The sequence below is a fragment of the Chondrinema litorale genome (assembly GCF_026250525.1).
GTDB classification, from domain to species: domain Bacteria; phylum Bacteroidota; class Bacteroidia; order Cytophagales; family Flammeovirgaceae; genus Chondrinema; species Chondrinema litorale.
In genome coordinates, this window is record NZ_CP111043.1 from 354,157 (window position 1) to 379,369 (window position 25,213).

Below are 25,213 nucleotides of genomic sequence, written 5' to 3' on the forward strand. Positions count from 1 at the left end.
TTAAACTTATTGCTTAAATCTAATTTTAATGGTTTGCTCAGAATAAACAGGATTCCCATTGATTGTTTTGGCCTTCCATTTAGGTCCATCTTTTAACAATCTAATGGCTTCTTCATCGCAACCATAACCTAGCGATTTTTCAACTTTTATGTTGCTAATAGAACCATTTGTATTTACTCTAAAAGAAAGTTTAACAGTTCCCTTAACATCGTTTTGTTGTGCTTCAACTGGAATTTGAATTTGCTCTTTTATGAACTGATGAAGTGACTTCATCCCATCTTCTGGTTTAGCATTTACTATTACATCTGGTTTAGCTTCTTCATTAGCAGTATTAATTTGCTCTACACTTGAACCGATATTTTCTTTTTTTGAAACCCCATAACCAACTACTACAATTTCCTCTAACTGTTGAGTATCTTCATTCATAGCAATTAGAAGATCAGTCTCACCAGAGTCAAGTTCAATCTCTTCTGTTAGATAACCTATATAATTTAATTCTAGGGTATTACTTCCTACAGGTTTCTCAAGCTTAAATTCTCCATCTATATTCGTAGTCGTACCAATAGTACTTCCTTTTACTATTACATTTACTCCTACAAGAGGCTCATTATTATCACCAGTTACCACTCCGGTAATAGTTTCAGACCCTTGATTAAACATCTGGCTGATACCGCTATCACTAGCTTGTTTTTTCGATCTAATAGTTGAGCTTCCTCTAATTAATATAGGCCTTCTTTTATTACTAATTGAGTCTTTAGCAATATCATCAGCATTAATATCTTTCACTGCATATCCTAGTCCACTATCATCATCTAAATCAGTTTCTTCCACTTGTACTTCTTCTATATCTAGAGAGATACTTTCAGAGTCTATCTGCAATTCCTTTTCTTCAAGTTTTGTAGCACCAATAATTGGAGCTGATTCGTGATACTCTTTAGACATTTTAATTTCTTCTTTTGCCCTGCTTCTTTGAGATGCATTAATTTCTCTTTGTTTCTCAGTATTTAATGCTTGCTCATTTAATTGCCTTTGTCTAGTAGCAAGTTGTTCATTTATATCAGCATACTTCTGATCTTCTTCATTCAATTTTGGCTCACTCTCTAAAGCTTGCGTTTCTGCTTGGTTTTCTAATGCAATATTTTGCTCATCGCTTTCTTTATTTAGTTCATCCTGTTCAGTTTCTACACTTTCAGATGAATCTTCTTTTTTAAAATTATCTGCAGCTTCTGTTTTCTCAATTTCGCTTAGTGATTTATTTTCTATCCCTTTAAAAAACTCATCTTGAAAAATAAATACAGAAGCAATCATCAGTAAAATAACTGCAGCCGCAGCATATCTTGCAGGAGTAAAATAGATTACTTTGTCTTCCTTTTTATCAGAAGAAATTTGCTGTCTTATATCTTCAATTATCTTATTTCTCTTTGCAGCATCAGATATTAAAGCAAGACCTTCTACTGCATCAGCAAGAAAGGGATCATCTAGCATTTTAAGCTCAAGCTGATGCATTTCGGCATGAGACAAGCTACCTGAAAGATAATTTTCAATTACCTCAGCCAATTGCGGGTCACTATGAAATTGCTCTTTACTCACTGCTGTTCACGAGATTTTTCCATGTAAATCTTTAAATTTCTTTTACCGTTTTGGATGTAGCTTTTTACCTTCTTTAAATCAAACTCTGTTATTTCAACTATCTCTTTATAACACTTTTCTTCAAGATAAAACAGTTTCAAACATTGTTTTTGTTTCTCTTCTAGCTCATCTAAGCCACTTTCCATCAACTGTAATAAAAGTTCTTTTTCAGAAATTGCTTCTCCATTCTCACTTATAAGATGCAGGTCTTCATCAGATTCCATAAAATCATCAGAAATTATTCCTTCTAGCTGCACATGGTTTTTATTTTCCTTCTTTCTCAACTGCATCAAACAGTAGTTCTTCACAAAAACATATAACCAGCTTTTAAAATTCTGAATTTCATGCTTTGGTACTTTCTCGACTAACTGCTCATATATCTGCATCACAGCATCTTTACTGTTTTCCTCATTCTTTAGGTATTTCATGCAAACACCAAAAACAAGCTCAACGTAACGGTCAAAAAGTTCACTAAGCAGTGCCATGTCGCCCGATTGCTTAAAGGCAACCAGCAACTCTTCGTCACTTTTCTTTTTAGGCCTAGATATTTTAAAAAACCGCATGAACCGCTAAATAAACAAATACCTTCAAATATGCTTTTCTGATGCTTGAAAACAAAATTTAGAGGCTTTCAAAAAAAAATTGAGAAAAAATGAAAAAAATTTATGGAATCTGAAATACAGCTGCATCTCCTATATAAACAACAAGAATTTTCTCAAATTAAAATATATAAGCGATGAAAAAAGCAGTCCTCATTTTAATCTTAGTGTTTTCAGGAATATCGTTTGGGTTTATTCCCAACAACTTTTTAGTAGAAGGAATTGTAACTGATGATGCAGGTGCTCCACTGCCAGGAGTTTCTATTGTAGAAAAAGGAACAAGCAATGGCACTGTTACAGATATAGAAGGTAAGTATAGTCTTACTATAACTAACGAAAAAGCCATTCTCACTTTTAGTTATATAGGTTATTTAACGCAAGAGGTAAAAGTAAAAAAAGATAAAAGTTTAGACATAAAGTTATCTGCAGATACAGAACAGCTAGAAGAGATTGTGGTTGTTGGGTATGGAGTGGAAAAAAATGAAATGACAAATGGAAGTGTTGAAAACATTAGAGCTGCAGATGTGAAAAGAAGTAGAGCTAAAACTATTAGAGGAATGAGCTCAATGGCTTATGAAATGGAAGCAGACGATTATGGCAACTTTAACACCGAAGAATATGATTTGATTAACGATAATATATTTCAAACACCAAAATCTAACCCCCTTTCCACTTTTTCAATTGATGTAGATGCTGCTTCTTATAGCAATCTTCGTCGTATGCTAAACAATGGACAAACTCCTCCAAAAGATGCAATACGTATTGAGGAGATGATTAACTATTTCGATTACGAATACAAAGACCCAAGCGGAGAACATCCATTTTCTATTGCAACCGAAATGTCTGATGCACCATGGAATCCAAACCACAAATTAGTACATATTGGCTTGCAAGGTAAAAAACCAGACTACACAATGACGCAGCCATCTAACCTTGTATTCTTAATCGATGCCTCAGGTTCTATGAATGCTCAGCAAAAACTTCCATTGCTTAAATCTTCGCTAAAATTAATGGTGAACAGCTTAAAAGAAAATGATAGAATTGCTTTAGTAACTTATGCAGGAAATGCTGGCTTAGTTTTAAAATCAACTCCGGTTTCAGAAAAAGATAAGATTATAGATGCCATTGAAAATCTGGAAGCAGGTGGTTCCACTGCAGGTGCACAAGGTATTGAATTGGCTTATGCAGTTGCAGAAACAAATCTGATGAAAGAAGGTAATAACAGAATTATTTTGGCAACCGATGGCGACTTTAATGTGGGTGTTTCGTCAACGTCTGAGTTGGTAAGAATGATAGAAGAAAAAAGAGAAAAAGGGATTTTCTTAACTATAGCTGGCTTTGGCATGGGTAATTACAAAGATGGCAGAATGGAACAAATTAGCAATGCAGGAAATGGTAATTACTATTATATCGACAATATTAGAGAAGCCGAAAAAGTATTTGTGAAAGAATTGAGAGCTACTTTGTTTACTATCGCTAAAGATGTAAAAATACAAGTAGAGTTTAACCCTCAAAAAGTGCAAGCTTACAGATTAATAGGTTACGAAAACAGAAAGTTAAATGCAGAAGATTTTAATGATGATAAAAAAGATGCTGGTGAATTAGGTGCTGGCCATACCGTAACCGCATTGTATGAAATTATACCTGTAGGTGTTGAGTCTGAGTTTGTAAAAAATATTGATGATTTAAAATATCAGAATATTGAAAAAACAGAAACTAACCATAACAACGAATTACTCACCATCAAATTCAGATATAAAGAACCTAATGGATCAAAAAGTAAATTGATTACTCAAACATTAAAAGACCAATCAAAAGTATTGAATAAAACCTCTGACAATTTCAGGTTTTCAGCAGCAGTTGCAGAGTTTGGAATGTTACTGAGAGACTCTGAGTTTAAAGGAAATTCTAATTATGCACAGGTAATGCAATTGGCAAAAGGTGCAAAAGGTAATGACACTGAAGGATACCGCCAAGAATTCATAAATATGGTTAATTCTTACAAGCTTTATTCAAAAAGATAGTAGAATTTGAAAATTATTTCCTAGATTTTGCTTTTATATTAACAGGAATTAAGATTCCTTACTAAACAAGTAACTACACAGTTTCGTGAAACTGTGTAGTTAGCAATTTTCGGAGCTTTTATTTTTATTCTACTGTAGCATGAGAAAAAATGTATTACTATCAGTTTGCCTTGCCGGACTGCTTTTTTCGTTTACTAAAATCTCACTTAAAGACAACAAACCTGCTGATAGCCACAGCATTGCACCAAAAGAAAGCAATAATCTGGTGCCTGCTTACAAATTTATCGACACCAAGTCATTTGTGAATGAGCAGCAAATCTATCAAGAAGGTTGGAACCTACTTCCACAACCAAAGTTTTGGAGAAAGATTATCAAACTATCACCTGATAATTGCCTTGTAAACATTGCCACTAACAGACATATTTTAGCAGAAATTCCAGTAGATTATTACATGAGTAAAAATAGGACTGGAAGGGATGCTTATAAAGACAGTGTAATTTTGGCGAATCAATTACCAGCAAATACTCCGATATACATAACTTCAGGTAAGAACCATTACTACAAATTAGATAATGCATTAGAAGCGATTCCAGAAGCCATTAAAATATTTAAAAGTCTAAATGTTGATCCGTTTTTTGCTCAGGCTATTTTATTAATAGAAAGTCCTAACAAACTACAAAAATCTACAACTGGCGCTTACGGACCTTTCCAGTTAATGAGTGGTATTGCTCGCATGTATGGCTTAGAAGTAAATAGGTACAAAGACGACAGACAATATCTAGATAAATCTGCGGCAGCAGCGGCCAAGTTCATTCAAGCTGTTTGTATACCTGAAACTGAAAAAATCCTTAATAACTGGAATATCTCTTATAATCAAAAAGACCTATGGTTTAAGTTATTGGTTTTACATGTTTACCATGCTGGAGCGGGTAATGTTTCATCTGCAGTTACATCTATGAAACCAGAAGTTGGAGGAAAAGAATTTATTCAATCTTTATGGCAAGCAGAGTCTAGAGGTTTTAGAAATGCATCTCAAAACTACTCACAGATAGCTTTAGCGGCTTTATTAGAGCTAGACGAAATGCTTAAACCTTATAAACCAATTAATATTGAGCCATTACCTCCTGTTTTTATTGGATATGAGTGATATAGCTTCGTATATTTAGAACATTTCCATTATGCGGAAGTTTTGCAAATATGATATCACCGATAAAAAACTGTAACTATAGCTATCTCAACTCTATTGGAACCGCTGTTCCCGATAACCAGATAGAACAAACTGACATTGCCGATTTTATGGCAGAGACACTGGAACTTAACGATTGTGATCAAAAACAATTAAAAGTTTTATACAGAGCCAGCGGGATTCGATCCCGCTTTTCTGTTATAGAAGATTTTAAACCTGAAAAAGAAAAACATTACTTTGTAAAAAGTAACTTCCCGAAAATATCGGATCGAATGCAGATGTATCAGCAAGAAGCCCCAAAGCTTGCTCTAAAAGCCATAAATAACTGTTTAGATAAGGCCGATTCCATCTCTCCTAAAGAAATTACACACCTAATTACTGTCTCTTGTACAGGTATGTATGCTCCTGGTTTAGGCATTCAGTTAATTGATGAATTAGGCTTAAACTCTACAGTACACAGAACTGCCATAAACTTTATGGGATGCTATGGAGCATTTAACGGTTTAAAAACAGCAGACTACATTTGTAAAGCCGATAACAATGCAAAAGTTCTTGTTGTGTGTGTTGAATTATGTACCATACACTTTCAAGATAGTAGCTCACCAGATGATTTACTTGCTGGCGCATTATTTTCTGATGGTGCTGCTGCTGTATTGATTCAAAGTGCACCTTTAAAAAATAAACCAGCTCTTCAAATTAATAACTTCTTCTGCGACCTATATCCAGACGGAAAAAATGATATGAGCTGGCAAATTGGCAATTTTGGTTTTGAGATGCGTCTTTCATCTTATGTACCAGCTTTATTGGGCAAAGGCATCAATAATTTGCTTAACAATTTACTCTCAAATGCATCTGTTAAAAGGGAAGAAATAGATTTGTTTGCTATCCACCCTGGTGGTAAAAGAATCCTAGAGGTTATAGAAGAAAATCTAGAAATAAACCGCGACCAAGACAAATTTGCATTTGATGTTTTAAAGAAATACGGGAATATGTCTTCAGTTACTATCTTGTTTGTACTTGAAGCTTTATTAAAACAAGAAAGTAATTCTGAAAGCATCAAAAATATTATCGCTATGGCCTTTGGTCCCGGACTTACAATTGAGTCATCTTATATGCAATTAATTCCACCTGACTGATAAATTTCAAATAACTCTTACCAATTTTCAGATTAATGCGTTTATTCTTCAATCATAAATCGAACATTAATCAAAGGCATGTTTTTAAATCCGGATAATTTATTAAATGCAGGAAGCTTTTTACTTTTATATATAATCACTTTTTTGATTGGCAAAGGAATTAAAACAGCTATTTCTCCCTACAATCTTAACAAAGAACTTACTGAAAAAAACAACATCGCTTTAGCCATAAGTACTGCAGGCTATTTTATAGGCATTACAGCAGTATATGTTGGTGTTTATGATGGTCCAAACTTTGATTCTTGGTTAATGAATGTGGTACATATTGGAGGCTACTCACTTTTGGGAGTTGTACTAATCAATGTTTCAAGGTTTATAAATGACAAGCTGATTTTGTACAAATTTTCTAATAATAAAGAGATTATTGAAGACCAAAACATGGGAACTGGTTTTGTACAAGCAGCCTCATATATTGCTTCAGGGTTAATTATTGGTGGTGCACTACATAGTGAAGGTGGTAATATAATAACCTCTCTTGCCTTTTTTATTTTTGGTCAAATTTGCCTTATCCTTTTTGCTTTACTATACGATTGGTTAACCCCCTACTCTGTACATGGTGAGATAGAAAATGAAAACACAGCCGCAGGATTAGGCTTCTCTGGAGGCTTTATTGCAATTGGTATTATTGTAATGAAAGGGGTTTCTGGCAAGTTTATTAGCTGGACCGACAATCTCTCTAACCTCGCCTTTAATATTGAAATTCTATTCATTTACCTAATCTTCGTTCGCTTTTTCTTTGACAAAGTCATTATCCCAAATGCTGACTTAAACAAGCAAATTGCAGTTAAAAAAAGCATTAGTGCTGGCTTGCTAGAATTCATCATTTCTATCAGCTTCTCGATTACTCTATTTTATATCATCAATCATACTTAATATATCTCAAAGCAGTATTGTTTTTAGTTTTAATCTGGGATTTAATTCATATTTTTAGAAAAATTTGAATTTTTCCAATATACTTATGAAAATGATTTCCATGCTAGTAAGTATTTAAATGCATTGATATCCTAGAAAAACAAAAACACAACAAATGAAACAATCACTTAGAATACAACTCTCTCTAATGATGTTCCTCGAATATTTTGTTTGGGGGGCTTGGTATGTAACCATGGGAACATACCTAACACAAACACTTCAATTTTCGGCCAGTGAAATAGGAATTGCTTTTGCAGCTGTATCTGTTGCAGCTATGGTTTCACCCATTTTTGTAGGTATGGTTGCCGATAGGTTTTTTCCTACAGAAAAAATATTAGCAGTTCTCCATTTGTTCGGAGCAGTTGTATTTGTGTTAATTGGTAATGCGACTGAGTTTAGTTGGTTTTATCTGTTTTTTCAGATTTATACCTTGTGTTTTATGCCTACCATCGCATTAACTAATTCTATCTCATTCAGACATTTAAATGACCCAGATAAACAATTTCCAGGTATTAGAGTATTTGGTACTATCGGTTTTATTGCAGCCGGCTTAGTAATCAGTTTTGCTGGTTATGAAGATAAAGCAACTATGTTTTATGTATCTGCAGTTTGTTCTGTATTGCTTGGAGTTTACTCATTCTTTCTTCCTCATACTCCTCCAAAAGACAAAGGAAAAGAAGTTACAGTTTCAGATATATTAGGTTTAAAAGCCTTGAGCATGCTTAAAGATCGCTCATTCCTCATTTTCTTTATCGCATCTGTTCTAATCTGTGTTCCTTTATCATTTTATTATGCTTGGGCAAACCCTTTTTTAAATGAATTAGGGATGGAAAATGCCGCTGCAAAAATGACTTTCGGTCAGGTTTCAGAAACACTATTCTTAATTATAATGCCACTATTCTTTAAAAGACTTGGTGTTAAATGGATGTTGGTTGTTGCTATGATTGCTTGGGTTGCAAGATATGTATTGTTCGCTTTTGGTGATCTTGGCCCAATGACTTGGATGTTGTTTGGTGGTATAGTTCTTCACGGAATTTGCTATGACTTCTTCTTTGTTACAGGTCAAATATATGTAGATAATAAAGCAGGCGACAAAATTAAAAGTGCAGCACAAGGGCTTATTACCTTTGCGACTTATGGTATTGGTATGTTTATAGGTTCCTTTATATCTGGCCAAGTAGTTGAAGCTTACACTATTCCTGAAGGTCACATCTGGGAAACTATCTGGCTAATTCCTGCTTCTCTTGCAGCAGTTGTATTGGTGGTTTTCTTAATCTTCTTCAGTGAGAAAAAATCTGTAAATAAACCAGAAGAAGTAAGTATATAAATTCTGAGTTTTAAATAATTAGACTGCTGTAATAAAATTAAAATTTTGTTGCAGCAGTTTTTTTATTCATACATTTCTTTAGAAAGCACTGGTGCCAAATCGGCAGTATTATTATCGTGTTTCAATGCTAAATCAAAAGAAATTACAATGTCATCATGCACTTTAATCAAGCCGAATAATGGTTGTGGTGGTTCTATATTAAAGTCGGTTAATCTAATTTTGTATTTACCTTCAATGTAATAGATGCTGTCTTTGCTATCGAATTCTCCAGTAAGATTGAGATTGGCAGGTTTGGTAGTTCCAGCTACTTCTAAGCTAGCATTAATTGTGATCTTATTACTTTTATCCTCCTCAAAATTAATTTGGTTTAAACCGATTAAAATCTCTGGATAATCATCTCCTTTTAAAGTCTTTTTTAAATCGCGGTTAATTGCTTCTTTACCACACTCAAGACTTTTTACTTTTATTTTAACTGTAGAATTTTTCAATAATATAGATTGGCTTTTGGGAGCTGGCAGTACTAATGCAGAAACTTCGGGTACGAGCTCCAAAGTATAGCAATTAAACTCATTGATGTTGGTAGTGCCTTGTAGCTCTATTCTACTTTCTGGTAAAACTTTATAACTGGTATAAGTGTAGTCAAAGTTTTGAGCATGCAAGCTTCCAAGTAAAATAAAAGCAGTTGTTAGAATTACTATAAATGGTTTATGAAGTAGCATGATCTTTAATTTTTAGGTTTATGTAAAAACCCCTCTTCGAAATTAAAGAGGGGTTTGAACTGTTTGATTGAACTCTCTTAGAAGGAGATTGCTGCCTCAATCATTACCCCTTTGAATTCAGCACCTTCGTATTTGGTACCTGTCCATCCTTCTCCTTCGTATTGTTGATTTACATATTCAAATTTTGTTACTATGTTTTTAGTTAAGAACCAGCCACCTCCAATGTTAACTCTGTTTACTTCTTTAGTTGCACCATTTTCAACATCTTCGCCAGAAACTGCATTGTATCTACCACCTAAGTAAAATTGCTCTTGGCCACCGAATCTGTAAAGTAATTCACCTGCTAACTGAGTGTAACTTCCATTTGCTTCTTCTTCACTATTGCTAGACACTTCGTAGATACCAAAGAACTCTAAGCCTTTGTATTTGATGAATGGGTTAATTTGGAATGAAGTGTTTTGTGTAAATCTTGGATTAAAACGACCTTCGAAATCAGTACCTCCATCAGTTAAGTCGTGCAACACATAGTAGTATCTTGAACCACCGCGGTCACCACCGTAAAGATAAGAACCTGTTGAAGAACCCTGGTTAGTATACCATGAACCAGTTAATCTCATTCTTAAGTCATCGTTTAACTGGCGGTCTACACCAACTTTACCGTAGAAAGAAAGCTTGTTATCAGTTGCTGAAGTTACAGTAACGTTTTGGTTCAATTTACCATTAGATACACCAAGTACTCCTATAAATCCTTTGTCTGTTTGTACAACTACTTCACCAAAAGCCTCAGTAGTAAATGCATCCATTAAATAGTTACCAACGAATGGGTTATAGATTGCTTTGGCATTATCTGTTCTTCTAAAGTGTGCATCACCGTAGTTAATCTCATCCAAACCAACTTTAATGTAAGTGTATTGCATTATGTTTTCAAAAAGTCCTTCTTTTATAAAGTCTAGTTTATCGAATTTAACATAACCACCTTTTACCCAAGATTCTTCGTGGTGTCTTGCAGATAAGTAAGAGGTTAAGTGCATTCTTACACCATCGTAAAGCTGAACATCAATGTTTAAGTTAGCAGTTGGTAAGTTTAAGTTGTTACCTAATTGTACAAGGCTATCTTCTGCATTTGATTGGTCTAAGCCTTGGAATTGAAGTGCAAAGTCACCACCTATTCTCACTTTTACGCCATCAAATTTAGCATCGAGATCTTTTGCTGGCTCAAATACATTTAAACCGTCTTTATCATTTGATCTCATATTATCAATTACTCCATTTTGAGCTAGAACAACGTTTCCGACAAGCATAAGGGATGCTAATAACATCAAACTTGATTTATATAGATTTCTCATGGTATTAGTATTTTATAGAATAGATTTTTTAAGATTGTTATTCATTTTTTAATTTAGACACAGGGGTCTCAGGGTGTAAGCAGATGCTTACTCAAAAAATCATCAATGCTGATTGGTATTAGTTAAAAGGTTTATTTTATTAATTCTCCGGAGATATTGGATATCTTGCTTAATTATTAGGTTCTTTGGTCAAGTTAAGATCAAACCCTACAGTTATCTCTTCACCTGTTTTAATTGTACCGAACATAGCGGTTGGGGGTGTAATGTTATAATCATTCAAATTAATCTTGTAGCTACCTTTAATGGCAATCTGAGCATTGTTATCTACAGTTATATTCCCATTAACTGCAATCTCTTTTTTTACACCTGCCAGATTTAAAACTCCTTTGGCAACTACAGTTCCAGATTTATTTACTGTTACTGGTTCAGATAATTTGAAAGTGATATTTGGAAATTTACTTTCTTTTAGAGCTTCATAAGTTTTATCATCCATCGCTCCTTTTCCACTCTTAATTGATGCAACCTCTACGTTTAGCTCCAGATTGTTGATCGTTACTTGATCTCCATTGGTATTTGCTGTAAATGTTACTGTTTTGTTTTCTACATCAGATTCCCAATCGTGTAATGTCGATGTTCCAGAAACTGTCATTGTAGAGTTATCATTATCTACTTTGTAATTGTCCTGCCCGAACAGGGGTTGTGCGATCAGTAAAGATCCTATAATTACTGCTTGGATTATGTTATATAATGGTCTCATGGGTTCAGCTTTTATTATTTTTATCTTGTTTTTTATTGATACTTCAAAACTAATGTAGCTACATACATTTATACATGACCCCTATCACTACCTTTGGTGATTATCATCAGACTATTTTATGACAACTGTTAGCCTCTTTGAATAATAGGCTCTATCTTCATCCTATGGAGGAAAAAGTACAAGCAAAGAGTTTGAACCAGCAAGTTTTACAACTAGCAATACCAAATATTTTAAGCAATCTTGCCATTCCATTGCTTAGTTCGGTTGATACTGCCCTAGTTGGGCACTTACAAGGTTTAGAGTATTTAGGTGCGGTTGCTGTTGGAGGAATGATTTTCAATTTTATCTATTGGGGGTTTGGTTTTTTAAGAATGGGAACTACTGGACTTACCGCCCAAGCTTTTGGCAATAACGACCAACACGAATCTTCGCTAATTCTAGTAAGGGCTTTGTTTATTGCTGGTATAATAGCTACACTCCTATTGTTACTTCAAGTACCACTTGCTTCACTTAGTTTTTTTCTGGTAAAAGCCTCACCAGATGTAGAAGTTTACGCAAAAAGCTATTTTTATATTAGAATATTAGCAGCACCAGCCACACTAGGAATCTACGCGATACAAGGTTGGTTTTTGGGAATGCAAAATGCCAAATTCCCCTTGTACATGGCACTAGTTATTAATCTTAGTAACATATTTTTTAGTGTGCTCTTTGTAAAAGCCTTGGGAATGAAATCTGATGGCGTGGCTATGGGAACCGTTTGCGCACAATACATTGGCTTAATTATGTCCATTATCTTATTTAGATGGAAGTATGCCACTTACCTTAAAAACATAAATCTTAAGATCGCTATAGAAAGCAAAGCACTAAAGCGATTTATGTCTGTTAATGGAGATATATTTATTAGAACGATCTGTCTAGTATTTGTTTTTAGCTACTTTACGGCTGCTTCTGCTGCTTTTGGAGATGACATTCTCGCAGCCAACACCATTCTTATGCAATTCTGGACTATTCTCGCTTATGGTATCGATGGCTTCGCTTATGCTGCAGAAAGCCTTGTAGGCAAATTTGTAGGTGCTAAAGATTTAAAGAGTTTAAAAAACATCATTTTCACTCTTTTTGTATGGTCTGGTGGTATGGGCTTGGCATTTAGTGCAGCTTTCTGGATGTTCGACACACAATTGCTCAATATCTACACTGATAAAGAAAATATAATAAAACTGGCTAGCCAATACATCTGGTGGACAATATTTGCTCCTTTAATTAATGGTATCTGTTTTATTTGGGATGGTGTTTTTCTCGGGGCAACCGATACAAAAGCACTTCGAAACTCCATGCTTATCTGCACTTTTCTGGTATTTATTCCAATTTTCTTTTTGCTTAAAGCACAATTGGGCAATACAGCTCTTTGGCTAGCCATGACAATATTTATGGTATCCAGAGGTGTAACGTTAAGTTTCTTTGCCAAGAAAAGAATTAAATCTTGGGTAAACGCTTAATATTTATTGTTGAGAAAGTCTGCTCGAAAACCTATCTGCTCTAAACAAAGAAATATCAAAATCAGATTTTCCATTAATTGTTAGGTCTGCTAAAATTTGCCCTGCAACATTAGAATACTTAAAACCATGCCCAGAGAAACCATTGGCAATACAAACATTCCTGTATTCAGGGTGAAAATCTATTATAGGATGTAAATCTGGCGATTCTGTGTGCATGCATACTGCCGTTTTTAAACATTCTCCATTTAGCTCAGGAACATATTGAGCAAGGTACTTTCTTATTAGCTCTACATCTTTATCATGCACTTCTCTATCTATATTATAGGCAGAACAAAACTCTCTCATCTCATGGTCTTGGTGCGGGTAGAAAGCTACCTTACAACCTTGCTCGATTCCATCTTTAGCCGGAAAGCCATATACATCCAAATTCTTCTCTACATTCCAAAGAAATATTGGAAAGTGCGCTGGTAAAAATGCAGAAGCATTGCTTGTTGGCTTCATCCAGAACTGAATTAACCTTTCTGGCTTTAAGGTAATACCCAGCTCTTGCATCATTCCTTTTGCCCAAGGACCGGTGGTAACAATTAATTTCTCTGCGATGTAATCTCCTTTATTTGTCTTTACACGAATACCTTTAGCATAGTTTTCTGCATCCCAAAACTGTACTTGCTCATTGGTATTTACCTCAGCTCCTTCTTTTACAGCTAATTCTAATTGCTTCGTAACTCCAGCTTCAGGCTCTAAGTAACCAGCCAATTTATCTAGTAATGCCCACGTATTCGTGTTCGCCTTAAACATCGGATAGCGCTTTTTTATCTCCTTGTAATCGAAAATCTCATAAGGCAAATCATAAGCTTTTGCACTCATTTCCGATTTGTCTACAATAGAATTGGTTCGACTCCCCATCATCAATCCACCTGTAATTTCGAAAAAACGAGATTGGCTGTCGTTCTCAATTTTTCGCCACAAATCATAAGAATGCTTCAAAATCGGAATATATTCTTTCCCTTCGTAATATGCCTGTCTGGTAATTCTAGAACCACCATGTGTAGAACCCATATTATGCGGCGGAGCTAACTGATCAATACCTAGTACTTTTTTCCCTTTACCAGTTAATTGTGTAGCAAGTTGATACAAAGACGCACTTCCCATTGCACCTAATCCTACAACAATTACATCATAATATTTTCTATTAAAAAGCATACACTGTCTAAATTTATCTTCTGCTCAAAAATATTGCATCAGCTATTAGTATCAATAAAAACGGCTAAAAATCACTAATTAAAGATGGAAACCTGCAATTATTTTATATTGTTCTATTGGCAAATCTATAGTGTATAAATATTACAGATTTGTCTGTTTGCAAACTGTAAAATAAATTTAAACACGACTTATTTCCAGAAACAAAACTTACTACAAAACTAAACGACTAAATAAATTATGGGAAAACTTGAGGTTATACAAGGAGATATTACAGAACTGGAAGTAGACGCCATTGTAAATGCAAACAATACTAACCTTTTAGGTTATGCCGAAGGTAATGGGGTAAATGGTAAAATTATAGAAAAAGGTGGAGATGCTGTTTCAAGAGAATGCAAAAAAGTGATTATCAAAATGGGCACTTTAGCTCCTGGAGAAGCTATTTTAACTACTGCCGGAAACTTACCAGCAAAACATATTATTCATACTGTCGGTCCAGTTTGGAATGGAGGTAAATCGAAAGAAGAGATGATACTTACCGACTGCTATGACAATGCACTACATCTTGCCGCAGAAAAAGGACTTAGCTCAATAGCCTTCCCTAACATTAGCACTGGCTTTTACAAATTTCCTAAAAACATTGCTGCCGAAATAGCTGTTGGTACTTGCCTTTGGTTCTTAAAACAGGAAAAAGCCCAAAAAATCGAGACAATTTATCTGGTTTGCCATAATGATGAAAACTATAAATTGTGCAAACAAGAACTTGAAAAAAATCAATCTTAAAAAGTCTCTGCTGCTTTTCCGATTTCTTCTTTTTAATATGTTTAATTTGCATCTTTAAAACCCAAAAAACATGAACACAGGATTTAATAAAGAAGAAATAAATAAGATAGATACTGCTGCACAAGGTGAAAATCAGTCATTCATCTATCAAGAAAATGTTGAACGTAGCGACGAATTTGCCTCTATATTTTTTACAGCTACATATAAAGGTAAAGAAGTTGTGTTTGATGCATTTGTATATACCCTAGAAATGGAATTTGTTTCTAATATATATGATGCAGCCAAAGATGCAGTAATAGAAGAACATCCAGAGCACGAAAGTAAAGACTTTGATGAGGATGAAGGTGCTCATGTTGATTTAATGGAAGAATATTCAGTTGAATTAGCAAAAGACGAAGACTTTCAGGTTTGTGAGTTTATCGATTATGATGAAGATGTAGATTATGGAGTAAGCATGGATGTGTGTTTGAATATTCCTGAAGTAACCACAGCAGAGATTGAAAAGTTTGTAAGTGCTTTTAAAGCTGGTACTTATGAGTCTGACAAAACATTTTATGCATTCGATTGGAATGATGAAAATTAGTGTATTTCAATACAAATAATTTCACATTTCAGTTTTATCAAAACTTAATTTAAAAACAACATCAGAATATCAATATTTTTTCTTTATTATTTATTATTTTTCAACATCTGAAACTTTAATAAAGACTAACTACTAATTTGAGAAAAAATACTTTAAAAATTTTGATGTTGGGTTGGGAGTTCCCCCCAATACTAAGCGGAGGACTTGGTCAAGCTTGTTATGGCTTGGCAAGTGCTCTGAGTAGTCGAGTTGAATTAACAGTAATCCTTCCTAAAAGACACCCCGAAGCGAAGTTAAATGCCGGGCAGGTAATAGGTCTTAATCAAATTGAGTACGAAGATGAGTATGAAAAAAAGGTTGAAAAATCTTATGAGGAATTTACTACTATTAAGTATGTAGATGCCAGTTTTGACCTATACCCTATTGCTGAGCGGAAGAAAAAAATTACGGAAACCCACCAGCGCGTACTTTATCTAGAAAAACAGATTAAAAAATCCTCTACATTAAAACAGCTTTTTAATGTAGAAAGCATTTACGGGCCAAACATTATGGAGAAAGTAAATGCTTATGCTAAAGTGGTGACCGATCTGGCAAAAGACATCAAATTTGATATAGTACATGCCCACGACTGGATAACCCTGCCAGCTGCGATGAAAATTAAAGAGACCTATAACAAACCATTCATCGCACATATTCACTCTTTAGAGACAGACAGAACAGGTGAAGGAAGCAAGAATAAAATTTATGAAATAGAGCAAAAAGGCATGGAGGCAGCTTCGTTTGTTTTTGCAGTAAGCAATTACACAAGAAGTTGTATTCAAAGAAATTATAAAATTCCTCTCGATAAGCTCATTACTATACACAATGGTATAGATCAGTTTTGCAATCCGGAAATACCAGAAAAATTAACCAAAGAAGAAGACAGCATAAAAAAGATTTTATTCTTGGGTAGAATTACCAGACAAAAAGGGCCAGGATTTTTGGTAGAAACAGCCATACATCTTTTAAAGAAACACCAAAAAGTAAAGTTTGTAATTGCAGGTATTGGTGACCGCTTACGCGAAACCATGCTTTATGCTAAAAACAGAGATGTACTGCAGTATTTCGAATTTGTGGGTTTTCTAGACAAGCAGAAAGTTATAGAACTAATGGCCAGCAGCGATGTGCATTTTATGCCTTCTGTTTCTGAGCCATTTGGTTTAGCAGCCTTAGAAGCTGCTCAAGTAGGTTTACCAGTTGTAGCCTCTAAGCAAGCTGGTGTAAACGAAGTTTTACCTGAAATATTAAAAGCAAACTTTTGGGATACAGCTACATTTGCAAATTACCTTTATGCTTTGCTTAATTATGAAGGGCTCAGTAAAGAAATAAGCATGTTAACTGCTAAGGCAGTGCCTGCATTGAGTTGGACAAAAGCAGCAGAAGACATTTGCTTTTTTTATGAGAAACTTTCTGCAGGAGATTTAGAGATTGATGATATAAACAGACCTAAGTTAAAACCCTGATTCGCTTCTTAGATCACCAGAGAGGTGATAGTAATCTTTTACAATTGTATTTAAAAATTGAAGTGGGGGAAGTTCTGTATCTAAAGCTAAAAACTCTTTTACCTTGTTGGCAGCTTTATAAGTAGGTACATTGGCTTCTCCGAGCCTGAAAGTCGCAATTGCTTCTTTAATTATAGCAATATCTCTATCGCTGAGCAGTGCTACTTCTGGGAAAACAGGCTCGTAATCCTCTTCTATATTAGGCACAGAAACTGCTCCTCTTTGCGATCTACTTCTTTTAAGACTTACTACAGAAGTACCTGCCACCAAATCACCCAATCGCTGTCCATTTCCAGAAGAAATAATCATAACTATAGCTATTAAGGGACCGAAAATCAGCAAATCTACGGGTCTAAAAAGCCACCTTAATAAATATTTGGCAATACTAGCTTCTCTTCCATCAAGTGAGATTACTTTCAGTTTTATCTGTCTCTTACCAATAGACTGCCCATCAAGTACAATTTCACAAATAAGATCGTAAAAAAACCAAGGAAGATAAAGTGCTAACAGATACACAGTAGTATTCTGAACTTCAATAGCACCTAAAATTGCCATTATAAGAATGGTATAAGCTACTAAAATGAATAAATCAATCAGATAGGCGATAATTCTATCCCCCAAAGTACCTGGTTGATAGGTAATGTAAACATTCTGTGTAGTTTCTACTCTTATTCCTGACATTTAAATTTTATTTTCCTTTTATATTTGAAAATTACTGAACAATCAAATTTAGCATCAACAATTAATTTTATGCATTTAAATTAACTTATTCTAAAATTTAGCTAGAATTTAGTGACTTAAAAAATTAATTATTCAGTTAATATCTGAACATCATTTTTTTAAAATTAATATTCGAAACTGGAATATTCATTGAAATAATACTACTATCCAAATATTTTTTTAGCGACTCTAAACATTAATTCAGCCACCATGCAAACAGAAGCACTTTATCAACTCTATAAACAACACCCAATAATTACCACAGATACACGCAAAATAGAACATGGTTCTTTATTTTTTGCACTAAAAGGTCCAAGGTTTAATGGAAATGAATATGCCACCGAAGCTTTGCAAAAAGGTGCAGAATATGCAGTAGTTGATGAAATCGCTGATGAAAATAAAGCGAATGAAAAATTAATTTTAGTTGATGATGTTTTAACAAGTTTGCAACAATTGGCTAATCATCATAGAAATCAAATGAAAATTCCTGTAATAGCCATTACAGGCTCTAATGGAAAAACTACTACCAAAGAATTACTCTATCAGGTTTTATCTAAGAATTATAAAACATTTGCCACTCCGGGTAATTTTAACAACCACATAGGTTTACCAATCACTATATTACAAACTCCAGCTGGTACAGAAATGCTCATTCTCGAAATGGGCGATAACAGCTTAGGAGAAGTAGATGCGCTTTGCAAAATTGCTAATCCAGATTTAGGTCTAATCACAAACATTGGTAAAGACCATTTAGAAGGTTTCGGATCATTCGAAAATAATATTAGAGCTAAGAGCGAATTGTTTAATTATCTCATCCAAAATGGTGGTAATGCATTTATTCCTTCTAAAGATGACATTTTATTTAATATGTCTAAGAGGTTTAAAGAACCTATTCTTTATGGAAAAGAAGGCAACTTTTCTTATTTGAAGTTTAACGAAGAATCTGTTTATGTGAGCTTCGAAACCGAAAATGAAAACACCTATCAATCTAAATTATTTGGAGCTTTCAATTTTGCTAATATAGAAGCCGCATGGTGTATCGGAAAATATTTTAATATACCCGAAAGTTTGCTCTCTGAAGCTGTGTGTAATTATGCTCCTACAAACAATCGCTCTCAAATTGTTGAAAAAGGAACCAATACCTTACTACTCGATGCATACAATGCAAACCCTTCGTCGGTAAGTGCTGTACTACAAAGTTTCATAAACATGAAAAATCCAAAACAGAAATTAGCCATTTTAGGCGACATGCTTGAGCTAGGAGAAATTAGTAGTGAAGAACATTTTGAAATTGCCAAACAGGCTTGCAATGCCAAATTAACTAGTTTTTTCTGCGGTTCTTTGTTTTTTGAACATAAAAGCAGCTTTCCAGAGGCTACTTTCTTCGAAAAGAAAGAAGAACTCGCCGCTTTTTTACAAAAAAGAAAATTAGAAAGTCATTTTATTTTATTGAAAGGATCAAGAGGAATTAAGCTCGAAACACTGCTGGATTATCTATAATATGCTAATTCCTGACATGTTCAGACTACACTGAAAAATCAATGCGTTAGAATCATAAGAATCTGAATCTAAAGAACTAACAGATTAATTCCAATCAAAAAGTTACTATGTCAGGCTTATGAAACTTTATACAGAAGTTAGAAATAATAAGGGGAAAGTAAATTTCAGATTGCTTTTCAATGAAGACAAAAAGATAATCCAAACAATATGGCTGGGCTACCAGCAGATGGACGACATTAAAAGAGGCGTTGCAAAAATAATTAACTTTTTAAATGAAAATCCTGATCACTACTACGGACATATTAATGATGTATCTGGACTAAAAAAACTTTGGTCTGCGAAAAAAGATAAGTTCGGTGGTGTATTTGTGCCCAACATTAGAGCATTAGGAATCACCTATCAGGCAGAAATTAAATCAGATGAACAATTACTAGAATCTCCTGATAATCATTATCCATTAATTAATATTGGAGATATTGGTTACAATATTTTTAAAACCGTAGATGATGCCATGCTTTGGCTAATAGGCCAAAATCAACTACATTTGGTTTAATCTTAATTTGATAACACCTCTATTTTCACATAGATAGAGAAAGATTATATATTTTTGCCACGCATAATAGCGTGGTTTTTTTTTGAAAAAATTTTAACATGGGGATAAGATCGAAACTGAGTAAACCTTTTGCAGCATATATTAACTACCAACAAAAAAAATGGACTTCTCAACCTGTTGAAACTCAACAAAAGGTAATGCAAAAATTGGTAAGCAAAGCCAAAAATACCTTATTTGGGAAAGACCATCAGTTCAGTGAGATCAATAGCTATCAAGACTTTAAAGAGGCTGTTCCTGTAAGAGATTATGAAGCTTTAAAGCCCTACGTCGAAAAAGTAACCAAAGGAGAACGTGATATACTTTGGCCAGGAAAACCTGTTTATTTTGCAAAAACATCAGGAACCACCTCAGGTACTAAATATATTCCTATAACCAAAGATTCTGTTCCAAACCATATAAATTCTGCCAGAAATGCTTTACTCAACTACGTGCATGAAACTGGCAATTCTGCATTTTTAGATAAAAAACTAATCTTTTTATCTGGTAGCCCAATTCTAGACACCAAAGGTGGAGTACTTACAGGAAGACTTTCTGGCATTGTAAATCACCATGTACCTGGTTATTTGCGCACCAACCAGATGCCATCTTACGAAACAAACTGTATTGAAGACTGGGAAGACAAGCTCGACCACATTATAGAAGAAACTTTAAAAGAGCCTATGTCTCTTATCTCTGGTATTCCTCCTTGGGTGCAAATGTATTTTGATAGAATTCAGGCTAAAACTGGCAAAAAGATTAAAGATGTTTTCCCAGAGTTTTCTGTGTTTGTTTATGGTGGAGTAAACTTTGAACCATATAGAGAAAAGCTTTTCGATTCTATTGGGAAGAAAATCGATTCTATTGAGACTTATCCTGCTTCTGAAGGGTTTATCGCCTATCAAGATACCCAAACCGAAGAAGGTTTATTATTACTTCTCAATACAGGGATTTTCTTTGAGTTTATTCCAGCAGAGGAGTATTTCGATGAAAACCCTACCAGACTGAGCATAGCAGATGTGGAACTTGGCAAAAACTATGCACTCATTATTAATTCTAATGCTGGCTTATGGGGCTACTCTATCGGTGATACGGTAAAATTTGTTTCTAAGGAGCCTTACAGATTATTGGTAACAGGTAGAATAAAGCATTTTATCTCGGCATTTGGTGAGCATGTTATTGGCGAAGAAGTCGAAAAAGCTTTAAGCTATGCGCAAAACAAACATCCCGAAACCAAGATATCAGAATTTTCTGTTGCTCCTCAAGTAAAAGTAGGTGAAGGTCTACCCTACCACGAATGGTTAATTGCTTTTGAACAACTTCCAGAAAACATAGAAAGCTTTGCAGATGATATAGATAGCAAGCTTTGCGAATTAAATAGTTACTACGACGATTTAATTAGTGGAAATATTTTAAAAAGGCTGGTTATAACTCCCCTCCAAACAGATGCATTCCAGAGTTATATGAAATCTATTGGCAAGTTAGGAGGGCAAAATAAAGTGCCTCGTTTAGCCAATGACAGGAAGATTGCTGATGTAATAATTAAGTGGAAAAAATATTAAAAATCACCAGATTTTTTTACATTAGGGAAGAAATAAGAATCAAACAACTGATAAAAGCAGCATTGAACCCCACATAGGGTATCAAGTGTTAAATAAGGTAAACGTATAGGCTAATATAAGACTGTTAACATTCTCGATGTGCCTTTTTTAGTAAATTTGAAAAAATAACCAAACATCCACTTAAACTTAAAAGCTATGGCTGAACAAGTGAAAGAAAAAGAAGATAAGTTAGAAAGAGAAGATGATTATTATACTGGTATTGAGCCATATATGTCAAGAGATTCAGAATTAATGATATCTTTTGTTATTGTGCTAGGTGCGATAGTAATTCTGGTAGGATCTATTATTTACGCTCAAGATTTACTTTAATCATCTACAATCTTATCTGTAAAAAATTAAAGGTATCTGTTCTTAGATACCTTTTTTTATTCCATTTCATTGGAGTTTTTCATCAATTGTATCTCAGAAATAATATTACTCCAAAATTATCCTTTCAATTAACTTATTAATTTATAAATTTGGATTACTTGAATGAATACTAATTATTCTTAATAAATTACTATTTTTTTATGAGATACCCCCTACAACTTTTACTACTCCTATTCACTAGCAGTATTTCATTTTTTGCGCAACCTTCCATTGCTCAAAGAAACAAAACTCCAGAAACCAGTGCTACCAGTCAAAATACGATTGCGGATAAAACCAAAGGCATGAAAGCCTACGAAGGTCATTTCAATTTCTATTGGGACGAAAAAACTGGCAAAATTTGGCTTGAGATAGATAAATTTGATGAAGAATTTCTTTACGTAAGTTCACTTTCAGCAGGTGTTGGTTCTAACGACCTCGGTCTCGATAGAGGCCAATTGGGTGGCAGACACATTGTGAAATTTGAAAGAACTGGTCCAAAAATATTATTAATTGAACCAAACTACGAATACAGGGCCATTAGTGATAACGAAGACGAAAAAAGATCTGTAGAACAGGCTTTCGCCAGATCGGTATTAGGGGGATTTGATGTAGCCGCAGAATCTGATGGAAAAGTTTTGGTGGACGTGTCTAAATTCTTCATGAGAGATGCACATGACGTTGCAGGTAGATTGAAAGGAAGAAAGCAAGGTGCATACAGATTAGATGAAAACCGCAGTGCTTTTTATCTACCAATGTTGAAAAACTTTCCGAAAAACACAGAAATAGAAGCGACGCTTACTTTCGCTGGTGATGCAACTGGTCGTGAGATCAGATCAGTAACTCCAACTGCAGATGCTGTAACAGTAAGACAGCATCATTCATTTGTTGAGTTACCAGACGATAACTACAAACCAAGAAAATTTGACCCAAGAGCAGGGTTCAATGGCATTTCATTTATGGACTATGCCACTCCTATTTCTGAACCTATTGTAAAACAGTATATATCCAGACACCGTCTGGAAAAGAAAGATCCAAGTGCAGCAATTAGCGAAGCGGTTGAGCCAATTATCTATTATTTAGATAGAGGCGCACCAGAACCAGTAAGATCGGCACTATTAGAAGGTGCATCTTGGTGGAACCAAGCATTCGAAGCTGCAGGTTATAAAGACGCTTTCCAGGTGAGATTACTTCCCGAAGGAGCAGACCCTATGGATTTACGCTACAACGTAATCCAATGGGTCCACCGCTCCACCCGGGGGTGGTCATATGGTTCCTCTGTAAGAGATCCAAGAACTGGAGAAATTATTAAAGGACACGTATCATTAGGCTCTCTACGTGTTCGCCAAGATTATTTAATAGCAGAAGGTTTAGTTGCTGCTTACGAAGAAGGCAAACCTATTTCTGAAGAAATGCTCGAAATGGCATTGGCAAGACTAAGACAGCTTTCTGCACACGAAGTTGGCCATACTTTAGGACTAATGCACAACTTTGCTGCCTCTCCTAAAGATAGAGCTTCTGTAATGGATTATCCACATCCACAAATCGACCTAAAGAAAGATGGTACTGTAACATTAGCAAATGCATATGATACAGGCATTGGCGAATGGGATAACATAACCATTGCTTATGGTTATCAGGATTTTCCAGAAGGAACAGATGAAGAAGCTGCTTTAAACAAAATTGTAGACGATTACATTAAAGATGGTTTTGTTTTTATTTCTGATGCTGATGCTAGAGCTTCTGGTGGAGCGCATCCTACCGCTCACTTATGGGATAGTGGAAAAAATGCAGCCGAAGAACTAAACAGACTGATGGAAATCCGCCAGAAGATTTTAGATAATTTCTCGATGGATAAAATTAGAACTGGTATGCCTAAAGCTACTTTAGAAGAAGTATTAGCACCTATGTACATGTTACATCGCTACCAAATAGATGCGGCTTCTAAAATGCTCGGTGGTATGAATTATACTTTCGCAGTAAAAGGAGACAAACAAGTAGTTACAGAAATTGTAAGCCCTTCTGAACAACAAAAAGCATTAGATGCACTTTTAAATACGCTTTCTCCTAAAGCACTTACATTATCAGAAGAACTGATAAAAAATATTCCGCCTCGCCCAGCGGGTTATCCTAGAACAAGAGAAACTTTTAAAGCAAGAACCGGAGTTAGCTTTGATCCAGTATCTGCCGCAGAAACAGCCTCTAACGAAACTTTTCGTTTTATTTTCCATCCACAAAGAGCTGCTCGTTTGGTTGAATTCCACAGTAGAGATGCTAAATATCCGGGATTGGGAGAAGTAATCGACGAAGTTTTAGACTACACAATTACTGATGCAAAAAGCACCAGTGGTTTAGAAAAAGAAATACAAATGCTTACAGGCAAATTAGCTGTAAGACATATTATGAATCTTGCTGGTGACGAAAGTTCTGCAGCACAGGTAAAAGCGATTTCGATGTTGAAATTAAATGAGTTGAAAGAATACCTCGATGCTACTAAAAAAGACAGTACCGAAGAACAAGCTCATTATTTTTACCTATCGCAAGAGATTGCTAAGTTCTTAAGAAACCCAGGTAAAATTGACATTACAGCTCCTCTATCTCCACCAGATGGTTCTCCAATTGGTATGGACATTATGTGTGGCGAAGATTACACTTGGTAAAACACCTAAACTCATAACAAAAAAGGCTTCTAATTATAATTAGAAGCCTTTTTGTTTCCTCATTTTACTAGTGAGCTTCAGTTTATTAATCGATCTGATAACAAAGAAAAATATGGGAATTTCAATATTAAAGATAGATTGCTTTACAAACACTTCATTCAGTTATGAAAATGTTATAGCAAACTTAAAAAAACAACTTAAAGAGGAAATCCAGATTTCGCATAAAAAAATCACAATTGAATCTATGGAGAGATTTGAATTGGGAATAAAACATGGTCTAATTGATCCTTTAGAAACACCGCATTTAGAATCTGGGATTATTGAATTTGGGAACTCATGTTATATTGAGTTTAGAAGGTATTCGAATAAATTTGAATTAGAGTTAGACACTTCAACAAATACTAAGAAATATGCAGATGCTATTGCTTTGATTTTAAAAGATTTGTGTGTTAAAAAATAATCTTACATGATCCCTTTAA

At 34.6% G+C, this 25,213-nt stretch carries 22 protein-coding genes; 15 read left to right on the forward strand and 7 right to left on the reverse strand.

Annotated features, from left to right (window positions below; genetic code table 11):
* Positions 1-6: 6 nt before the first annotated feature.
* Together OQ292_RS01535 and OQ292_RS01540 are read right to left on the reverse strand one after the other, a co-directional pair.
* On the reverse strand, positions 7-1,590 hold the full coding sequence (locus OQ292_RS01535) for an energy transducer TonB (protein ID WP_284684288.1): 1,584 nt from the start codon (positions 1,588-1,590) through the stop codon (positions 7-9).
* Positions 1,587-2,192 (reverse strand): RNA polymerase sigma factor, encoded by a 606-nt coding sequence (locus OQ292_RS01540; protein WP_284684289.1) that lies wholly within the window; start codon positions 2,190-2,192, stop codon positions 1,587-1,589. Before OQ292_RS01540 ends, OQ292_RS01535 begins: the two co-directional genes overlap by 4 nt.
* Positions 2,193-2,365: 173 nt before the next feature.
* On the opposite strand from OQ292_RS01540, the gene OQ292_RS01545 reads away from it, so the two are divergent.
* From OQ292_RS01545 to OQ292_RS01565, 5 genes are all read left to right on the forward strand, one after another.
* Entirely contained in the window at positions 2,366-4,252 is a 1,887-nt protein-coding gene (locus OQ292_RS01545) for a vWA domain-containing protein (RefSeq protein WP_284684290.1), read from the forward strand.
* Between the two features lie 139 nt (positions 4,253-4,391).
* Positions 4,392-5,399, forward strand: coding sequence for a transglycosylase SLT domain-containing protein (locus OQ292_RS01550; RefSeq protein WP_284684291.1), 1,008 nt, complete (start codon positions 4,392-4,394; stop codon positions 5,397-5,399).
* Positions 5,400-5,449: 50 nt separating this feature from the next.
* On the forward strand, positions 5,450-6,574 hold the full coding sequence (locus OQ292_RS01555) for a type III polyketide synthase (RefSeq protein WP_284684292.1): 1,125 nt from the start codon (positions 5,450-5,452) through the stop codon (positions 6,572-6,574).
* A gap of 78 nt (positions 6,575-6,652) precedes the next feature.
* Positions 6,653-7,507, forward strand: a complete 855-nt coding sequence (locus tag OQ292_RS01560) for a DUF350 domain-containing protein (protein ID WP_284684293.1) — start codon at positions 6,653-6,655, stop codon at positions 7,505-7,507.
* 154 nt (positions 7,508-7,661) lie between these two features.
* Positions 7,662-8,873, forward strand: a complete 1,212-nt coding sequence (locus tag OQ292_RS01565; RefSeq protein ID WP_284684294.1) for a nucleoside permease — start codon at positions 7,662-7,664, stop codon at positions 8,871-8,873.
* Between the two features lie 62 nt (positions 8,874-8,935).
* Here OQ292_RS01565 and OQ292_RS01570 read toward each other — a convergent pair whose 3' ends face one another.
* The 3 genes from OQ292_RS01570 to OQ292_RS01580 form a co-directional block, all read right to left on the reverse strand.
* Positions 8,936-9,592: a YceI family protein gene (locus OQ292_RS01570; protein WP_284684295.1), complete on the reverse strand. Its 657-nt coding sequence runs from the start codon at positions 9,590-9,592 to the stop codon at positions 8,936-8,938.
* A 77-nt stretch (positions 9,593-9,669) separates the two neighbouring features.
* Positions 9,670-10,938, reverse strand: coding sequence for a hypothetical protein (locus tag OQ292_RS01575; RefSeq protein WP_284684296.1), 1,269 nt, complete (start codon positions 10,936-10,938; stop codon positions 9,670-9,672).
* A 169-nt stretch (positions 10,939-11,107) separates the two neighbouring features.
* Entirely contained in the window at positions 11,108-11,695 is a 588-nt protein-coding gene (locus tag OQ292_RS01580; protein WP_284684297.1) for a YceI family protein, read from the reverse strand.
* Between the two features lie 164 nt (positions 11,696-11,859).
* Here OQ292_RS01580 and OQ292_RS01585 point away from each other — a divergent pair, with 164 nt between their 5' ends.
* A complete protein-coding gene (locus tag OQ292_RS01585; protein ID WP_284684298.1) occupies positions 11,860-13,191 on the forward strand; it encodes an MATE family efflux transporter in 1,332 nt (443 codons plus the stop codon).
* Between the two features lie 3 nt (positions 13,192-13,194).
* Here the strand turns inward: OQ292_RS01585 and solA are convergent, their stop codons facing one another.
* A complete protein-coding gene (gene solA / locus OQ292_RS01590) occupies positions 13,195-14,394 on the reverse strand; it encodes an N-methyl-L-tryptophan oxidase (protein ID WP_284684299.1) in 1,200 nt (399 codons plus the stop codon).
* A 237-nt stretch (positions 14,395-14,631) separates the two neighbouring features.
* On the opposite strand from solA, the gene OQ292_RS01595 reads away from it, so the two are divergent.
* The 3 genes from OQ292_RS01595 (at position 14,632) to OQ292_RS01605 (ending at position 17,259) form a co-directional block, all read left to right on the forward strand.
* On the forward strand, positions 14,632-15,174 hold the full coding sequence (locus OQ292_RS01595) for a macro domain-containing protein (protein WP_284684300.1): 543 nt from the start codon (positions 14,632-14,634) through the stop codon (positions 15,172-15,174).
* A gap of 70 nt (positions 15,175-15,244) precedes the next feature.
* Positions 15,245-15,757: a hypothetical protein gene (locus OQ292_RS01600; protein ID WP_284684301.1), complete on the forward strand. Its 513-nt coding sequence runs from the start codon at positions 15,245-15,247 to the stop codon at positions 15,755-15,757.
* Positions 15,758-15,894: 137 nt separating this feature from the next.
* Complete coding sequence (locus tag OQ292_RS01605) at positions 15,895-17,259, forward strand: glycosyltransferase family 4 protein (RefSeq protein ID WP_284684302.1); 1,365 nt, start codon at positions 15,895-15,897, stop codon at positions 17,257-17,259.
* On the opposite strand, the gene OQ292_RS01610 is transcribed toward OQ292_RS01605, so the two are convergent.
* Positions 17,248-17,979 (reverse strand): RDD family protein, encoded by a 732-nt coding sequence (locus tag OQ292_RS01610; RefSeq protein WP_284684303.1) that lies wholly within the window; start codon positions 17,977-17,979, stop codon positions 17,248-17,250. The genes OQ292_RS01605 and OQ292_RS01610 overlap by 12 nt on opposite strands.
* 249 nt (positions 17,980-18,228) lie before the next feature.
* Here OQ292_RS01610 and OQ292_RS01615 point away from each other — a divergent pair, with 249 nt between their 5' ends.
* The 6 genes from OQ292_RS01615 to OQ292_RS01640 all read left to right on the forward strand — a co-directional run bounded on the left by OQ292_RS01615 (position 18,229) and on the right by OQ292_RS01640 (position 25,194).
* Entirely contained in the window at positions 18,229-19,518 is a 1,290-nt protein-coding gene (locus OQ292_RS01615) for a UDP-N-acetylmuramoyl-tripeptide--D-alanyl-D-alanine ligase (protein ID WP_284684304.1), read from the forward strand.
* A 118-nt stretch (positions 19,519-19,636) separates the two neighbouring features.
* Positions 19,637-20,071: a hypothetical protein gene (locus tag OQ292_RS01620; protein WP_284684305.1), complete on the forward strand. Its 435-nt coding sequence runs from the start codon at positions 19,637-19,639 to the stop codon at positions 20,069-20,071.
* A 98-nt stretch (positions 20,072-20,169) separates the two neighbouring features.
* Entirely contained in the window at positions 20,170-21,669 is a 1,500-nt protein-coding gene (locus OQ292_RS01625; protein WP_284684306.1) for a GH3 auxin-responsive promoter family protein, read from the forward strand.
* Positions 21,670-21,864: 195 nt separating this feature from the next.
* Positions 21,865-22,038 carry a hypothetical protein gene (locus OQ292_RS01630; protein ID WP_284684307.1) on the forward strand — a complete coding sequence of 58 codons (174 nt, stop codon included), beginning with the start codon at positions 21,865-21,867 and terminating at the stop codon, positions 22,036-22,038.
* A gap of 200 nt (positions 22,039-22,238) precedes the next feature.
* Positions 22,239-24,734: a zinc-dependent metalloprotease gene (locus OQ292_RS01635; protein WP_284684308.1), complete on the forward strand. Its 2,496-nt coding sequence runs from the start codon at positions 22,239-22,241 to the stop codon at positions 24,732-24,734.
* 112 nt (positions 24,735-24,846) lie between these two features.
* Entirely contained in the window at positions 24,847-25,194 is a 348-nt protein-coding gene (locus OQ292_RS01640) for a hypothetical protein (RefSeq protein WP_284684309.1), read from the forward strand.
* Positions 25,195-25,213: the final 19 nt, after the last annotated feature.